Origin of the sequence: Bradyrhizobium sp. CCBAU 11361, from assembly GCF_028128935.1 — a bacterium.
GTDB classification, from domain to species: Bacteria; Pseudomonadota; Alphaproteobacteria; order Rhizobiales; family Xanthobacteraceae; genus Bradyrhizobium; species Bradyrhizobium niftali.
Genome location: NZ_LBJZ01000161.1, coordinates 35,962 through 51,525, shown reverse-complemented (window position 1 = coordinate 51,525; position 15,564 = coordinate 35,962). Strand labels below are relative to the sequence as shown.

15 protein-coding genes and 1 pseudogene are annotated in these 15,564 nt (G+C 59.9%); 15 read left to right on the top strand and 1 reads right to left on the bottom strand.

Annotated features, from left to right (window positions below):
- From XI08_RS15550 to XI08_RS46025, 15 genes and pseudogenes are all read left to right on the top strand, one after another.
- Window positions 1-964: thioesterase domain-containing protein (locus XI08_RS15550; RefSeq protein ID WP_271575052.1), on the top strand; the 964-nt coding region annotated here is incomplete at its 5' end.
- A 397-nt stretch (window positions 965-1,361) separates the two neighbouring features.
- Window positions 1,362-2,606 carry a CaiB/BaiF CoA transferase family protein gene (locus XI08_RS15545; protein WP_271575051.1) on the top strand — a complete coding sequence of 415 codons (1,245 nt, stop codon included), beginning with the start codon at window positions 1,362-1,364 and terminating at the stop codon, window positions 2,604-2,606.
- Window positions 2,596-3,426 (top strand): citryl-CoA lyase, encoded by an 831-nt coding sequence (locus XI08_RS15540; RefSeq protein ID WP_271575050.1) that lies wholly within the window; start codon window positions 2,596-2,598, stop codon window positions 3,424-3,426. The genes XI08_RS15545 and XI08_RS15540 overlap by 11 nt, the downstream gene beginning before the upstream one ends.
- Window positions 3,423-3,710: pseudogene (locus tag XI08_RS15535) on the top strand (SMP-30/gluconolactonase/LRE family protein); the annotation flags it as partial. The gene XI08_RS15540 and the pseudogene XI08_RS15535, both read left to right, overlap by 4 nt.
- 320 nt (window positions 3,711-4,030) lie before the next feature.
- On the top strand, window positions 4,031-4,303 hold the full coding sequence (locus XI08_RS15530; protein WP_271575049.1) for a hypothetical protein: 273 nt from the start codon (window positions 4,031-4,033) through the stop codon (window positions 4,301-4,303).
- Between the two features lie 187 nt (window positions 4,304-4,490).
- Window positions 4,491-5,597, top strand: a complete 1,107-nt coding sequence (gene sfnG / locus XI08_RS15525; RefSeq protein ID WP_271575048.1) for a dimethylsulfone monooxygenase SfnG — start codon at window positions 4,491-4,493, stop codon at window positions 5,595-5,597.
- Window positions 5,598-5,710: 113 nt separating this feature from the next.
- The gene (locus XI08_RS15520) at window positions 5,711-6,562 is read left to right on the top strand and encodes an ABC transporter ATP-binding protein (RefSeq protein ID WP_442869825.1); all 852 of its coding nucleotides are present in this window, start codon (window positions 5,711-5,713) and stop codon (window positions 6,560-6,562) included.
- Entirely contained in the window at window positions 6,541-7,431 is an 891-nt protein-coding gene (locus XI08_RS15515) for a branched-chain amino acid ABC transporter permease (protein ID WP_271575047.1), read from the top strand. Before XI08_RS15520 ends, XI08_RS15515 begins: the two co-directional genes overlap by 22 nt.
- Before the next feature lie 3 nt (window positions 7,432-7,434).
- The gene (locus tag XI08_RS15510) at window positions 7,435-8,565 is read left to right on the top strand and encodes a branched-chain amino acid ABC transporter permease (protein WP_271575046.1); all 1,131 of its coding nucleotides are present in this window, start codon (window positions 7,435-7,437) and stop codon (window positions 8,563-8,565) included.
- Window positions 8,504-9,835, top strand: coding sequence for an ABC transporter substrate-binding protein (locus tag XI08_RS15505; RefSeq protein ID WP_271575045.1), 1,332 nt, complete (start codon window positions 8,504-8,506; stop codon window positions 9,833-9,835). The genes XI08_RS15510 and XI08_RS15505 overlap by 62 nt, the downstream gene beginning before the upstream one ends.
- Window positions 9,836-9,904: 69 nt before the next feature.
- A complete protein-coding gene (locus XI08_RS15500; protein ID WP_271575055.1) occupies window positions 9,905-10,699 on the top strand; it encodes an ABC transporter ATP-binding protein in 795 nt (264 codons plus the stop codon).
- A 22-nt stretch (window positions 10,700-10,721) separates the two neighbouring features.
- Complete coding sequence (locus tag XI08_RS15495) at window positions 10,722-11,918, top strand: acyl-CoA dehydrogenase family protein (RefSeq protein ID WP_271575044.1); 1,197 nt, start codon at window positions 10,722-10,724, stop codon at window positions 11,916-11,918.
- Between the two features lie 292 nt (window positions 11,919-12,210).
- Window positions 12,211-12,411 (top strand): hypothetical protein, encoded by a 201-nt coding sequence (locus tag XI08_RS15490; protein WP_271565763.1) that lies wholly within the window; start codon window positions 12,211-12,213, stop codon window positions 12,409-12,411.
- 779 nt (window positions 12,412-13,190) lie between these two features.
- Complete coding sequence (locus tag XI08_RS15485; RefSeq protein WP_271575043.1) at window positions 13,191-14,045, top strand: type IV toxin-antitoxin system AbiEi family antitoxin domain-containing protein; 855 nt, start codon at window positions 13,191-13,193, stop codon at window positions 14,043-14,045.
- 60 nt (window positions 14,046-14,105) lie between these two features.
- On the top strand, window positions 14,106-14,555 hold the full coding sequence (locus XI08_RS46025; RefSeq protein ID WP_333927427.1) for a nucleotidyl transferase AbiEii/AbiGii toxin family protein: 450 nt from the start codon (window positions 14,106-14,108) through the stop codon (window positions 14,553-14,555).
- Between the two features lie 42 nt (window positions 14,556-14,597).
- On the opposite strand, the gene XI08_RS46020 is transcribed toward XI08_RS46025, so the two are convergent.
- The gene (locus XI08_RS46020) at window positions 14,598-14,999 is read right to left on the bottom strand and encodes a hypothetical protein (protein WP_333927425.1); all 402 of its coding nucleotides are present in this window, start codon (window positions 14,997-14,999) and stop codon (window positions 14,598-14,600) included.
- Window positions 15,000-15,564: the final 565 nt, after the last annotated feature.

Sequence of the window (15,564 nt, the reverse complement as noted above, 5' to 3'; positions counted from 1 at the left end):
TGTGCAATTGCTCAGTCGCGCAGTCGATCTTGGGCTTAAGTTCAGTGCCGCCGACCTCTTTCAAGCCCCCGTTCTAAAGGAACTTGCATCGAAAGTTCATGTGGCGCCACAGCCCAGCTATTCGGGAGCGATTTGTGCTCGAGAAGCCGGATCGCGGCCACCGCTGTTCTTTGTTCCCACAGGTTTGGGCGATTGCTCCTATATCCCCAGTTTGGCGCAAGAAATGGATGTCGACTGTCCTGTCTACGGTTTGCCGTGGCCGCAATTCAGTGCAGCTCAATTTCCAACTCTTCAAGAGATCGCCTCGCAAGCTAGCATGGCGATTCGCGAGATCCAGCCGCGAGGTCCATATCGGTTCTCTGGATACTCATCAGGAGGAATCTTGGCTTATGCAATTGCGCAGCAGCTACTAAAGCTCAACGAAGCTGTTTCCTTCATCGGCCTAATTGACGTTGTTTTATTTGCAAATGCATCAAGGACATCACCCACCCAAATGATACAAGAAGTACTGCTGGAATCTCTCGAATTAGATGACGAGAAGTTCGAAATTCTCGACCGCTTCGCTGGACAAAATTCAATTTCCCGACTGCTTGAAAAGGCTCAGAGAATTGGGGCGATCCCTCTGGATCGTGATCTCCGCAATGACATTCTGACGTATGAAAGGGCCACGCAGTTCCAACGGGCGCTGGCCTTGTATCAAGTTCCGTCCCTTCCGGTTGAGGTACACCAATTCTACGCGAACCGGCCTCTTAGCCGTCGGACACGTTCTCGAAAAACTTCGCTAGGTCCAGAAGCAAGTTCGCCTTTGCGGGGTTGGGACCGGATTTTAAGTGCGGAGGCCATTCATGCCGTGCCAATTCCAGGCGACCATGTGACTATGATGAATGTCCCGGAAAACCGCCAAGTTCTGGGTCGGGCCATTTCAACGGCCTTGATCGGGACTCTTAATAGACCCAAAGCATGAATTTCTCCGAATTTTCTTGGGCGCCGGATAACGTACAGATTCTGTCGCACTCTCAGCATTAACGGCTTCTCCTAGAATGAAGGAACTTTGAATGAACGATGGGGATGCCATGTCAAGGGTAGGCGCTTAGCCGGACCCCTTGCTTCGGGATCGGTATAGCTGTGCGAAAGAAGCCTCCGGCTTGGACGGAGGTATGGGATGGTGCATATTTCGCAAAAACGGGACAGCAGTTTCGCTAAATCGCGGACAGCGTAGCGGCGCTGGCCGCCAAGGTGCCGCTCGCGGTCCTCAGCGACTACGACCCCAAGATTGCGGCCGCCAGGATCGATCTCGCCAAGACCTTCACCAACCGCTTCGCCGAGCACGCCGCACAGCAGCTGAAGTAAGGGGGATTGGAATGTCTCTGCCGCTCACTGGCATCCGCGTCCTCGACCTCTCCAACGTGCTGGCTGGTCCGTTCTGCGGCTATCATCTCTCGCGTCTCGGTGCCGAGGTGATCAAGATCGAAAATCCGAACGGCGGCGACCTGGCGCGGCGCCTCGGCTCCGATCCGCAAAGGGCGGAGCGCTTGCAGGGCCTCTCCTTTGTCGCCGTGAATGCTGGCAAGCAATCGGTGGCGCTGGACTTGAAGTCGGAATCAGGCCGCGAGGTGTTCTTGCGGCTCGTCACTGAAGCCGACGTGGTGCTCGAAAACTTCCGGCCGAAGGTGATGGAACGGCTTGGTCTCGGCTTTGACGTGCTCTGCAAGCACAACCCGCTTCTCGTCTATTGCGCCATCTCCGGTTTCGGACACAGCGGGCCGTGGTCGGCCCGTCCGGCCTATGATCAGATCGTCCAGGGCCTCTCTGGCGCCATGAGCGTCACCGGTGATACAGCCTCGGCGCCGCTGCGCACCGGCTTTCCGATCTCGGACACGATCGCGGGGCTCACGGCCGCCTTTGCCATTAGCGCGGCTCTGGTCGAACAGCGGCGGACCGGCCGTGGTCGCTTCATCGACGTGTCTCTGCTCGAAGCCACCGTTGCAGCGATGGGATGGGTGGTCTCCAACTACCTGAACGCCGGCGTCGAGCCGCAGCCGATGGGCAACGAGAACTTCACCGCGGCTCCCTCGGGCACGTTCAGCACGGAAACAGGCCCGTTGAACATCTCCGCCAACGAGCAGAAACAGTACCAAGCCCTATGCGACCTGATCGGCCGACCGGAGCTGAAGACGGATCCACGCTTCGCAAAGCGCGAGATGCGTAAGGTAAACCGTGCGGCGCTGAATGCGGAATTGAACGAGGCGCTGAGCCGCAAGCCCGCTGAAGAATGGGAGCTGCAAATGAATGCGGCCGGTGTTCCCGCGGGCTGCGTGCTGACGGTCGCTCAGATATTGCGGCAGCCGCAGCTGCTCGACCGCCGCTTTGTCGAGACGTTGCCCCCGGAACAGGCCGGCGCGCAGCCACTACGAATCACGCGGCCGGGCTTCCGGCTAAATGAGGAGTTTCCGGTGCCGTCACCACCTCCCACACTCGGAGCAGACACGGAGCGATGGCTGCAGCGGCTCGGCTATTCCGCAGAGGCCATCGCTGAACTCGTGGCCAGCGGAGCGGTTGCAGGCAAAACGGTAGGGCGAACCACTGGAGGGAACCATGAGCGATGAAACCGCATTGCGAGACGCAGCCGCGCAGTGGTGGCGGACGTCGATCTGTGACGTCGCTCCCGGGCGCATCGCCTATCGGGGTTATCCGATCCAGGATCTGATCGGCCGGATCTCGTTTCCGGCGATGATCTGGCTGATGCTGCGCGGAGAACTGCCCTCAGTGGCGCAGGAGCGGCTGCTCCAGGCCGCGCTGGTTGCGTCCGTCGATCACGGCCCGCATGCGCCGTCGATCGCGATCGCCCAGATGGCGGTGAGCTGCGGCCTGCCGCTGAACGGCGCGATGGCCTCCGCCATCAACACGCTTGACGACGTCCATGGCGGCGCGGGCGAGCAGGCCGTCGAGCTTTATGACGACCTGTTGCGGCGGACCGAAACCCAGGAGATCGACGCCGCGGCAGGTGCGGCCATCGATCATTTCACCGCGACCCGCGGCAAGTATCTGCCGGGCTTCGGCCACCGCTTTCATCCGGTCGATCCGCGTGCCGCGCCGCTGCTGGCGCTGGTGGATGCGGTTATGGCTGAAGGCTGTGTCGCTGGGCGCTATGCCGCCGCAGGCCGCGCCATCGAACGCGTGATGCGGCAACGCAAGGGCAAGCTGATCCCGATGAACATCGATGGAGCCACCGCCGTCATCTATGGCGAGCTCGGCTTTGCGCCGCCGCTCGCGCGGGGTGTGTTCTGCCTGTCGCGCGCGGTCGGCATCCTGGCGCACGCCTGGGAGCAGACCGGACGCAAGGACCGCAACAAGGGGCCGATGCCCAAGCAGTTTGCCTACAAGTATGAAGGCCAGCCGCGCCGCGCGTTGAGCGATACGCCATGATGTATCTCGACACACCGCCACAGCGCGTCGAGACCCGCGTCTTCTCGGCGATGCCGGCGGAGTTTCGACGTCCAGGCGTTCGCTCGGACTGGGCCGATGCCAACCGCGGCGGCAAGCCGGTGGATTGCTTCATCGAGGGGCCGGCATTCGATGCCGCCGGCAATCTTTATGTCGTCGATATTCCGTTCGGCCGCATTTTCCCGATTGCACCGGATGGAGTCTGGTCCTTGGTCGCCGAATATGACGGCTGGCCCAACGGCCTGAAGATCCGCTCCGATGGTCGAGCAGGCGCGCGATTTCATCTTCCTGGAAAGGTCGTTGTCGCGACGGGTAGCGGATCTTCCTTGAGAGGCAGGACAGTGTGGGGTGCGATCGTGCGTGGGCCGCTCGTCAGTATTCCCCTGGGTGCTAAGGTGTTTGCATGTTCGACTGTAGAACAGTGGTCCGTTCATCTAAATTGCGAATTCAAGCTCTCCAGCTATTTGCGGGGAGTGCAGTGGTCTCAGATGCCGGCGAATGTAATAAAACTATTCCAACAAATCGCCGAAGTCGCAGAATCAAGTGCAAGGTACCATACTGGTAGCGCCCGAAACGGCCGCGACCATTGAAAGGGCTTCTTTGCGGCGATGCGATGATTAGCCACGCCTGCACAGCAACAAACGATGCGTGCGCGGCGAAAAAAAAGGAAGCTGATTATCTCCGCGCGACGAAAAATAGTGCGTCTTGGACTCGCATGGTCGAACAATCTTTGAGAGGATTGGTCATCAGGCAATGGTGCCAGTCAGGAGCGCTGATGATGCGCAACAACATCTTTGACAAGGTCATGCATTCGATCATGCGCGAGCTTGTCGATAAGTTGTGTTCGTGTCGTTCCTGAGTGGCGTCTCAATGCGCAAGCGCGATCTGAACTGAGATCGCTCTAGCTCCTCGAAATCACCAACCTAAAAGGCCGCTCGAGCAGCAGCGTCCGCACTCGCTCGTCTCGATCGGCGTGGTCGCATGGTGCTGCCGGACTCAAGCCGCCGGCTATTTCGCTGCCGTGCGATTTTCAAGGGACAAGCAAGATGTCTGCGAACAACAATCCGATCAGATTTGCTTACTGGGTGCCGAACGTGTCCGGCGGCCTCGTCATCTCCTCGATCGAGCAACGTACCAGCTGGGACATCGACTACAATCGCAAGCTCGCCCAGATGGCCGAGAAGGCCGGCTTCGACTACGCGCTGAGCCAGATCCGCTTCACAGCGGGCTACGGCGCTGACAAGCAGCACGAATCGGTCAGTTTTTCACACGCGCTGCTCGCCGCGACCGAAAAGCTCAAAGTGATCGCTGCTCTCCTTCCCGGCCCATGGAATCCAGCATTGGCCGCAAAGCAGATTGCAACCATCAGCCAGCTCACCAATGCGCGCGTTGCGGTCAATGTTGTCTCGGGCTGGTTCCGCGGCGAATTCCATGCGATCGGCGAGCCCTGGCTCGACCACGACGAGCGTTATCGCCGCTCGGAGGAGTTCATCAACGCGTTGCGCGGGATCTGGACGCAGGAGAGTTTCACGCTCAAGGGCGACTTCTATCGGTTCAACGACTATTCGCTCAAGCCGAAGCCGTTCGATCCGCTGCCTGAGATTTTCCAGGGCGGCTCCTCGCGTGCGGCCCGCGACATGGCCGCCCGCGTGTCCGATTGGTATTTTACGAACGGTAACACGCCTGACGGCCTGAAGACGCAAGTCGACGACATCAGGAGCAAGGAAAAGACGTTCGGCAAGAGCTGGCGAACCAAGATCGGCATCAACGCATTCGGCATCGTTCGGCAGACAGAAAAGGAGGCCAAGGATCTCCTCCAGGAGATCCTTGATAAGGCGATCCCGGAGGCGGTGGGCGGCTTCCACCATGAGGTCCAGAATGCCGGCAATGCCAGCCCCGAGCGCGAGGGCAATTGGGCCAAATCCACCTTCCAGGATCTCGTTCAGTACAACGATGGCTTTCGTTCCAATCTGATCGGCACGCCGCAACAAGTCGCCGAGCGCATCATTGAGCTCAAGCGCGCCGGTGCCGACCTGATCCTGCTCGGCTTCCTGCACTTCCAGGAGGAGGTCGAATATTTCGGCAAGCATGTGATCCCGCGGGTCCGCGAGCTCGAGGCGAGGACGCCCGTGCGCGTTCAGGCCGCCGAATAGGCCTGAGGAGAGACAGCGAAGTGGCGGGGATTGCGACAGGAGCGGGCGTGCTTCGTCTGGAGGAGGTTCCTGCAGACGAACAGATCCGTGCAGGGTCCCGAGAGCGCGATGACGTGACAGAGCTCAATAACGAGCGCGTCGTCAGAACGATCGCGGGGCCGGCGCTCGGACTTGCGAACATTTCGCTGACATTCGGCGGCGTCGCAGCGCTACGCGAGGTCGATCTGGAAGTCGCCCAGGGCGAGATCCTGGCAGTGATCGGACCGAACGGCGCCGGCAAGAGCTCGCTCCTCAACATCGTCACTGGGCTTTACCGGCCCGACCGCGGGAAGGTGTGGTTTGGCGAGCACTCCTTTCGTGATGTGCCGACGTCGAAGCTTGCAGCGCTTGGCGTGGCGCGGACGTTCCAGAATCTGGTGCTCTTCAGGGGACTTTCCGTCTTCGACAATGTGCTGATGGGGCTAGCGCATCGCGTCCGTACGGGTTTTTTGCGGCAGATCGTCGGCTCGCCACTGGCGCGACGGATCGAGGCGGAGAATCGCGCGGTCGCCGAAGAAGTAATCGGCTTCCTGCATCTTGCTGAGGTTCGTGACCGTCTTGCTGGAACGCTCCCTTACGGAGCGCAGAAGCGCGTCGAGCTGGCGCGGGCGCTGGTTGCTCAGCCGAGGCTCCTACTGCTGGACGAGCCGTTCGCAGGCGTGACTCTTACCGAGAAGCGGGAGCTGTCGCAGCATGTGCGCAACGCCCGCGACAGTTTCGGCGCAGCAATCGTCCTGATCGAGCATGACATCGGCGTGGTGATGGGCCTGTCCGATCGCGTGGCCGTGCTCGATTACGGACGAAAGATTGCCGACGGCACGCCCGACCGAATCCGCGCCGATCCTGCGGTGATCGACGCTTATCTCGGCGTCGCACATGAGGACGATACGGAGCTTGCGATCCGATGTTCGATTACCAGTTTCTGATTGAGGTGCTGATCGGTGGCCTGCTTTCGGGAGTGATGTACTCCCTTGTCGCGATCGGGTTCGTGCTGATCTACAAGACCTCCGGCGTTCTTAACTTCGCACAAGGCGCGATGCTTTTGTTCGCGGCCCTGACCTTCGTCAGCCTCGTCGAGCGCGGCGCGCCATTCGTTGCCGCACTGGCAGCGACGCTGGTCATCATGGTCGTATTGGGCATCGCCACCGAGCGCGCGGTGCTGCGGCCGCTGGTCAACCAACCGCCGATCACCCTGTTCATGGCGACCCTCGGGCTTTCGTACGTCATCGACGGAGCAGCCCAGCTTCTGTGGGGCACGCAGGTTCATGGCCTCGACATCGGCATCAGCGACACCCCGTTCGAGGTGGCCGGCGTGCTGATCAGTCGCTTCGACCTGTTTGCGGCGGCGGTCGCGGGCAGCCTGGTCGCGCTGTTTGCACTCTTCTTTCGCTATACCCGCACTGGGCTGTCGTTTCGCGCCGTTGCCGATGATCAATTTGCAGCGCTTGCGGTCGGCCTGCGATTGCCACGGGTCTGGGCTGCCGTTTGGACCGTGGCGGGGATCGTCGCCCTGGTCGGTGGGCTGCTGTGGGGCGCGCGGCTCGGCGTGCAGTTCTCGCTGTCGCTCGTCGTCCTGAAGGCGCTTCCAGTCTTGGTCCTCGGCGGGTTCGACTCGATCGCCGGTGCGATTGTCGGTGGTCTTTTGGTGGGCGCAATCGAAAAGTTGGCTGAGGTCTATGTCGGACCGTTCTTTGGCGGCGGCATCGAGGCCTGGGCCGCCTATGTCGCGGCACTGGCGCTCCTGCTGATCCGGCCATCGGGCCTGTTCGGGCAGAAGCTGGTGGAGAGGGTGTAAGTCATGCTGGCCCTCACTCCTGCTAAATCGCGCTGGGTCTCCGGTGAGGTGCTGTGGATCGGCCTGGTGATTGTGGCCGCCTACGGCATCGTTCCTCTCGCGGGGACGGACTATCTGCTCGACGCCGTGCTCACGCCGTTCCTGGCGCTGTCACTTGCGGCCGTGGGGCTCAACGTCCTGACCGGTTATGCCGGTCAGGTCTCGCTCGGCTCGGCCGCCTTCCTCGCTGTCGGCGCCTACGCCGCCTATAATCTTCATCTTCGCATCCCCACATTGCCGCTGCTCATCGACCTGGTGCTGGCCGGGGGTGTCGCAGCGGTCATCGGCATCATATTTGGGCTACCGAGCCTGCGGCTGCGCGGGTTCTATCTCGCGGTATCGACGCTCGCCGCGCAGTTCTTCGTACAGTGGGCGCTGACCAAGTTCAGCTGGTTCTCCAACGACAATCCATCAGGGGTAATCGACGCGCCGATTCTCAGTATCGGCAGCATTACGTTCACGAGCCCCGCGGAACGTTACGTTTTCTCGCTGACGATCGTGGTCGTTTTGACCCTGCTGACGCTGCGATTGTTGCGTTCTCAATCCGGCCGCAACTTCATCGCGGTGCGCGACCATGAGATCGCGGCCAAGGTGATCGGCGTACCGCTCTTGCGCACCAAGCTGCTCGCCTTTGCCCTTTCGTCCTTCATCATCGGTGTTGCCGGCGTGCTCTGGGCATTCGCATATTTGCGCACGGTCGAGCCGGCCGGATTCAATCTGGATCGATCTTTCCAGATCCTGTTCATCATCATCATTGGGGGCCTTGCCTCGCTGCGCGGCTCCTTCATCGGCGCCGCCTTCATCGTCGTGTTCCCGCTCCTGCTGTCGCGGATCGGCGCCGCGTTGCTCGGCAACGTGTTCGATTCGGGTGTTCTCGAGATGAGTCAGCGCATCGTGATCGGAGCGCTCATCATTGCTTTTCTGATCGCAGAGCCGCGCGGGCTGATCGCGCTGTGGGACCGCGCCCGCCATCCGGACCGCCAGGCGCCCCGCGATCCCGACTTGAGAGTTGCTTACCCCAAAGGAGCTTGTAATGAACATGTTCAGACGTTTGAAAGTGACTATGGGCGCGGCGCTCGCCGTAGGCCTCGCTAGTACGTTGGCGGTGCACGCCGACGAACAGTTCTTCCCGCTGCAGAGCTATCGCGTTGGTCCCTACGCCGCCGGCGGTACCGGGTTCTTTGGCGGCTTCATCGACTATCTCAACCTCATCAACATCCGCGATGGCGGCGTCAATGGCGTCAAGCTCACCTGGGATGAAGGTGAGACGCAGTACGAGGTGGAACGCGGCGTCGAAGTCTATGAGCGGCTGAAGAGCCGTCCCGGGATTGCGGCGTGGAATCCGCTTTCGGTTGGCATCGCTTACGCCATGATCGACCGCATCACCAAGGACAGGGTGCCACTGATCACCGTCAACCATGGTCGTACTGATTCGACCGATGGCCGCGTGTTCCCTTACGTCTTTCCGCTGCTGCTCAATCCCTACAGCGAGACGTCCGGCATCGTGAACTACATTGCCTCCAGGGAAGGAGGCGCGGAAAAGCTCAAGAGCAAAAAGATCGTCGTGCTCTATCATGGCTCGCCGTACGGCAAGGAGACGATCCCGATCTACAAGCTCCTGGCAGACAAATACGGCTTTGAGGTGGAACAGATCGAGGTCCCGCACCCGGGCAATGAGCAGCAGTCGCAATGGCTCTCGATCCGCCGGGCAAAGCCAGACTACGTGGTGTTGCGCGGCTGGGGCGTGATGAATCCGGTGGCGCTCAAGACCGCGCAGAAGGTCGGTTTCCCCGCCGACCACATCATCGGCAACGTTTGGTCCAACTCCGAGGAGGATGTCATTCCCGCCGGTGACGCCGCCAAGGGATATATCGCGATCACGACCCAGACCTCCGGCGCCGAATATCCGGTGCTCCAGGAGGTGATCAAGACCGTCTATGGCGCGAACAAAGGCAATCTCGACGACAAGAAGCGCATCGGCAGCGTCTATCACAACCTCGGAATCGTGAACGGTATCCTCAATGTGGAAGCTGTCCGGATTGCGCAGGCAAAGTTCGGCAAGCGTACCTTGACCGGTGACGAGGTCCGCTGGGGCTTTGAGCACCTGGCGCTCGATCCGGGGCGGGTGGAGGCGCTGGGCGCCAAGGGCCTGTTCCATTCGATCAACGTCACCTGGGACAATCACGAAGGGGATGGCCGCGTCACTTTCCAGCAGTGGGATGGCAGCAAATGGAAGGTGGTCTCGGACTGGATTGCGCCGGATTGGGCGTCCCTGCGGCCCATCATCGAGAAGTCGTCCGCCGCTTATGCGAAGGAGCACAACATCAAGATTCGTAGCTCCGGCGATGAACCGGTGAGCCAGTAGCGCAAGGCAACGCTTCGGTTACTGCGGAAGCCTCGGCTCCCGCAGTTTTCAGACAGGGTGAATCCGGGCATGAGTGACGTTCTGCTTTCGGTCGAAGCGTTGGCGGCAACCTACAACCACGCCATTCGCGCCGTAAACGACGTATCGTTTGCGGTTCGACGTGGCGAAATCGTCGCCGTGCTCGGCGCCAACGGAGCCGGCAAGTCGACGACGCTCCAGGCGATCTCGGCGCTGCTGCCGGCTCGGCGTGGCCAAGTGGCCGCCGGGCGGATTCTTTTTGACGGCCGCGACATCGTATCCACATCGCCCGCGAAGCTGGTCCGGGCCGGGCTCGTTCCCGTGCTCGAAGGCCGGCATTGCTTCCCCTCGCTGACCGTGGAAGAGAACCTTATCACCGGTGCTATTGGCCGAGACGCAAAGTCTCGCGTGATCCGTGCCGATCTTGACGAAATCTATGAGCTCTTCCCACGACTGAAGGATCATCGCAAGTCGACCTCGGGGCTCACATCGGGCGGCGAGCAGCAAATGACGGCGATCGGTCGCGCATTGATGTCGCGGCCACGACTCCTGGTGCTCGACGAGCCGTCGATGGGGCTCGCGCCGCTCGTCGTCGAAGGCATTTTCCGAGCGCTGAAGCAGCTTAATAGCGAGCAGGGGCTCTCAATCCTGGTCGCGGAACAGAATTCGACGGTCGCGCTGCGCTTTGCCGACCATGCCGTCGTGCTTGAGAGCGGCCGCAGCGTGCTGTCCAGCTCGTCAGTCGAATTGCGCAGCCGCGACGACATCAGGGCCCTTTACCTCGGCGGTTCACCGCAAACCGACGTCGCCGATAAACCGCTTATCCATGCCGCTGCCACACTTTGACGAACACAGGGGAGAATGACCAATGGCTAACGACAATCTGGCGCGCAAGATCGATTCTGACATCTATTCCCGGCTGGATGCCGCGATCGATGCGACCGTCAAGGTCAATGCCGATCGCAACGATCTCGAAAGCCGTTTTCCAAGAGAGAATCTGAGGGCATTGGCGGAAGCCGGCTGGACCGGCGTGCTGAACGAAACACGCTTCGGTGGCCTTGGTCTTGGGCATGTCGATTTTGCCGAAGCCGCTTACCGCATCGGACAGTCCGATGCGTCGACCGGCCTCGTCTACGTCATGCATGTCGGCGCGGCTCAGACGATCAATCTGTTTGGTAACGATGACCAGAAGGAGCGTTGGCTCAAGGCCAACAATGGCGCTTTGCTTGGGACATACTCGACCAGCGAACGTGCGACTGGTGGACACTGGTGGTATAATCTCTCCGAGGCATCGCGCGACGGCGACAATTATCTTCTCAACGCCGAAAAGTCGTTCACGACAAGCTCCGGCCAGGCCGACTTCTATGTCGTGCAGACGCGCACCCCAGGCGCGAAGGACCAGGCCGACATCGTCTTCTTCATTGTCGACGGCAAGTCTGAGGGCATCGACTCCAAGCCTTGGGATGCGCTCGGTGTTCGCGGCAATCACTCGGGCCCGATCCGCTACAGCAACGTACGGGTGCCGCAGCGTGACCGGCTCGGCACTGAGGGGCAGGGGAAGGAGATCATATATGATGGCGTATCCCCGGTCTATCTGATCGGCCTCGGTGCGGTTTGGGAAGGCGTGGCCCGCGGCGCGTTGAACGCAGCCGTCAAGCACGCCACGAGTTTCGTTCACAGGGACCGAAACAAGAGTCTGTCCGACTATCAAGCGATCCGGCAGGAGCTCGGTGCGGCCAAGGTGTTGGTCGAGACCTTGCGGCCGTGGCGCCTGGAGCTCGCGGCAAGGCTGGATGAGCTCTGGCGGGCCGGTAAGCCGCAGAGCGAGATCCTAATCCCTCTGACCGAGTTCAAGGTCCATGCAGCCGAGGTTGCGAATAAGGTCGCAGCAGCAGCACTCACGGTCACGGGAGGTTACGGTTACCACCGCGGCCCGATCGAGCGCGCCTTCCGTGACGCGCGGGCAGCCATCGCCATGGGACCATCAAACGTGATTGCTCGGGACTGGATCGGTAAGGCGCTGGTCGGCCTGCCGCTCGAGCTGTTCTACGAGGGCGGAGAATAGGCCGAAATGCGCCGCGCTATTGGGCGCTGGGCCCCGCGAACGCTGGGCTCAGCGTCACGCGCCGCTTTCCGAATCCGACTTCGAACCGTTCTGGATGATGCGGTCCTGTAGCGCAGGCGCCCCAGTCGCCTCAGCTACAAGTTCGATGGCGCGAAGCCCGCCCGCCTTATGATCGCGTAACAAGGAAGGTGAGCCGCTAAATCCTCTGCACGATGGCAATTCTATTAACGTAGTTGTATCTCGCCACACGCGAGTTCCGCTAAGGTCATTGTCGGATTGGAGGAGACCTCGCATGTTCGACTCCGAAACCACCACCCTTCTGCGCGCGGTTCTGGATGAAGTTTGCAAGGATCTTTCGCTTCATGAGACCGGCGCCAGAACACACGTCGCCTCCAAAATCCTGGAAGCCGCGACCCGAGGAGAGACGTCCGTCAACGTTCTCAAGCAAGTTGGCCTGACGGCGTTGAATAGCGCGCCGACGATGTGGCGCTAGAAAGCTCGCAGGTGCGCTTCCTTCAGCGAGGCGCAGGCTCAGGCGCTGAATTCACCGCAACAGTCAACATTGATTCAGATGTTTCAACTGCGGTTGCTCGCTAAGTAGATTGCAAGCCTGGGCGTGGATTCCTTAATCTTTCGGTACACATTCACTCCGCCGAAACTCACAGTGCAGCGAGATTGTCTTCCCCGTACCTCAGGCGGCGCGTGCGGAATCATCCATTTGCAGCGCTTCAGCGGACACCTTGCCCGAGGGGCCTGTCTTGAGCTCGAAGCTGATCCGGGCCCCCTCGGCAAGCCCATTGTCGCCGGCCTTCTCAACCGCCCTTTGCTCGCCGCCCGCCTCCAAGTAGTTACTGGTCTCACGCCGTACGTGCATTCGTGCCCGTCGAAGCTATCCCTGCAGCCGATCGATCGACTGCCATCGCTCGCCATTTTGCATTTCAGGGCCGCGAACCCGGGACGGTGATAATGCTTGGCCTGCAGGGTGATCGTGCCGTCGGCTAGGGCGTGTCGACCGTCGATCCCGTTATCCGGCCCCTCCGGAAAAGCCTCGAAGTGCTTTCCAATTTCGCGGCCTATGAGGTCGCGGCGCAAATCCTCAAACTCGCTGTGGGACAAATTCGCGAAATCACAGTTCATGCGACTGGAACTTGAGGAGGATGGCGCGGGGAAGGGGACCTGGTTTAAGAAATGCTATTTTAATCTAGTATTGCTTGATTTTATGGGAGCTTTTCAAACTTGCAAATGGTTTGAAGATATGGCGATATATCAACTATGGATAGACAAAGGGGACAACTCTTAAACCAGCTCGACAAGCTCCTACCCGAGGGGCTAGTGGTCGATTCTGCCTGGCTCAAGCGGCACGGCTACTCCACCCAACTCCAGCATCTGTATGTGCAACGTGGTTGGCTTGAACAGCCAGCCCGAGGGGTCTTCCGGCGGCCGCGTTACAAACTAAGCTGGCAACAAGTCGTCATATCCCTCCAAGGCATCCTGAATTATTCCCCACTCGTCGTGGGCGGACGGACGGCGCTCGAATTGCAAGGGTATGCCCACTATCTCCCGCAATCGACGACCCGCGTCCATCTTTACGGACCCAAGCCGCCACCATCCTGGCTCAGTAAGTTGCCGCTATCCGTCAAATTCATCTACCACAATGATAGACGGCTCTTCAAAAACGACCCCGTCGCGAAGAGCATAAGCAGCGTCCGCTGGAATGTCGAAACCGGCAAGATGACAGACATCACGGCCTTTCGGGGAGGCGACGTAGCTCAACTGAACTGGGGGCAATGGGACTGGCCTCTGACCTTGTCCACGCCCGAGCGCGCCGTCTTCGAACTGCTTGACGAATTGCCCAACAACGAAAGTTTCGAACAGGTCGACGCCCTGCTCGGTGGTCTTGCGAACCTTCGGCCGGACCGCTTGCAGAAGCTCCTGAACGATTGTGCGAGCGTGAAGGTCAAGCGTCTCTTCTTCTATTTTGCCGATCGCCACAACCATGCCTGGCTCAAGCGGCTCAACAAGGAGGCTGTCGATCTGGGCCACGGCAAGCGCATGCTCGTCAAAGGTGGCGTTCTCGACCCGACCTATCAGATAACGGTACCGGAAGATCTCAATGGCGTTCGCTGACATCTACAAAAAGCAGGTCGCGCTGTTGCTGCGCGTTCTCCCGTTCGTCACCGAAGAGAAGTGTTTCGCCCTGAAAGGGGCACTGCAATCAATCTGTTCGTCCGCGATATGCCGCGTCTGTCCGTCGATATCGATCTGACTTATGTTCCTGTAGCGCCGAGACCCGAATCCCTCGCCGACATCGATGCGGCCATGCAGCGCATCGCAGCCAAAGTAAAAGACAAGATCCCCGGTGCGCAGGTCCATGAGACCCGTAAGGAGGGCGCGATCGTCAAACTGGTGGTTCGCGCGCAGAATGTCCAGATCAAGATTGAAGTCACACCGGTGCTGCGTGGCTGCGTCTTCGAGCCGGTCGTGACTTCGGTGCGGCCTGCCGTTGAAAAAGAGTTCGGATTCGCGGAGGCTCGTACCGTGTCTTTCGCCGATCTCTATGGCGGCAAGATCGTTGCGGCTTTGGACCGCCAGCATCCACGCGATCTGTTCGATGTGCGAGATTTGCTCGCCAAATGAAGGCATCACGATGAAATCCGCAAAGCTTTCATCGTCTATCTCCTAAGCCACGACCGGCCGATGTTCGAGGTGCTTGCCTCGCCTCAAAAAGATATCAGCGATGAATTCCTCCATGGCTTCGAGGGTATGACGGACAAGCCCGTTTCCAAGGATGCCATTATCGCCGCGCGCAAGACGCTCGTTGAATAAATTGTTGGCAAGATGCCGGACGCACACCGGAAGTTTCTTGTATCGTTCGAGCGCGGCGCGCCGGATTGGGGTCTCCTCGGCATACCCGCCGCAGCCGATTTGCCGGCCGTCAAATGGCGTCAGCAGAATCTCGACAAGCTGCCGAAGGAAAAACGCGACGAGCTCGTCACTGGCCTCGAAAAGGTTCTCTTCGCATAGGTTTGCGAATTTCTCGGCGGCAGTTTCGAGAACAGATGAATAGGCGATCTTGGGCAACTCGGGTCGCGGCCATAGGCCTCGACGATGAAGGAGATCACGGGTTTAAGAGCCGCAAAACGTTCGTTAGCTTGCCGATCGTGAAACTCCGGTCACCTCAAAATCGGTTCGAAACGGCGGAATAAGGGTCACGCGTTCGCGGGGCTTGACGAAACTACAGTGCCCATAAGAGAGCTGTAGTCAGGACCGTGGTTTTAGCATCGGCGATGGCAGAAAGTGCTTATTTTTCAATAGGGGTTGACTCCCACTCTCTCCGCCGCTGCACTGTTCTCCTTTGTATCCGATCGTTCGGACCGACAGCAAAACCAATGAGTGTCGCGACAAAGGCTGTTCCGACCGGTTACCCGACGTTACGCTTCGTCACCACGAAAATTGTGGCTTCTGGGGTGGGTTCGAAGGACGGATTTCGCGATGAAGAACTTGGCGAGCGAAGCTCAAGCCGCTCGACGTCGGCGGGAGATTCGCGACGACCTCGACTATGTCTACTCCATAACCCTCTAAGACCCTCCTTTTGAAAGATGGCGAAGGCTTGCCGACTTGGGGTGCAAAGCTCACACGATGGGGA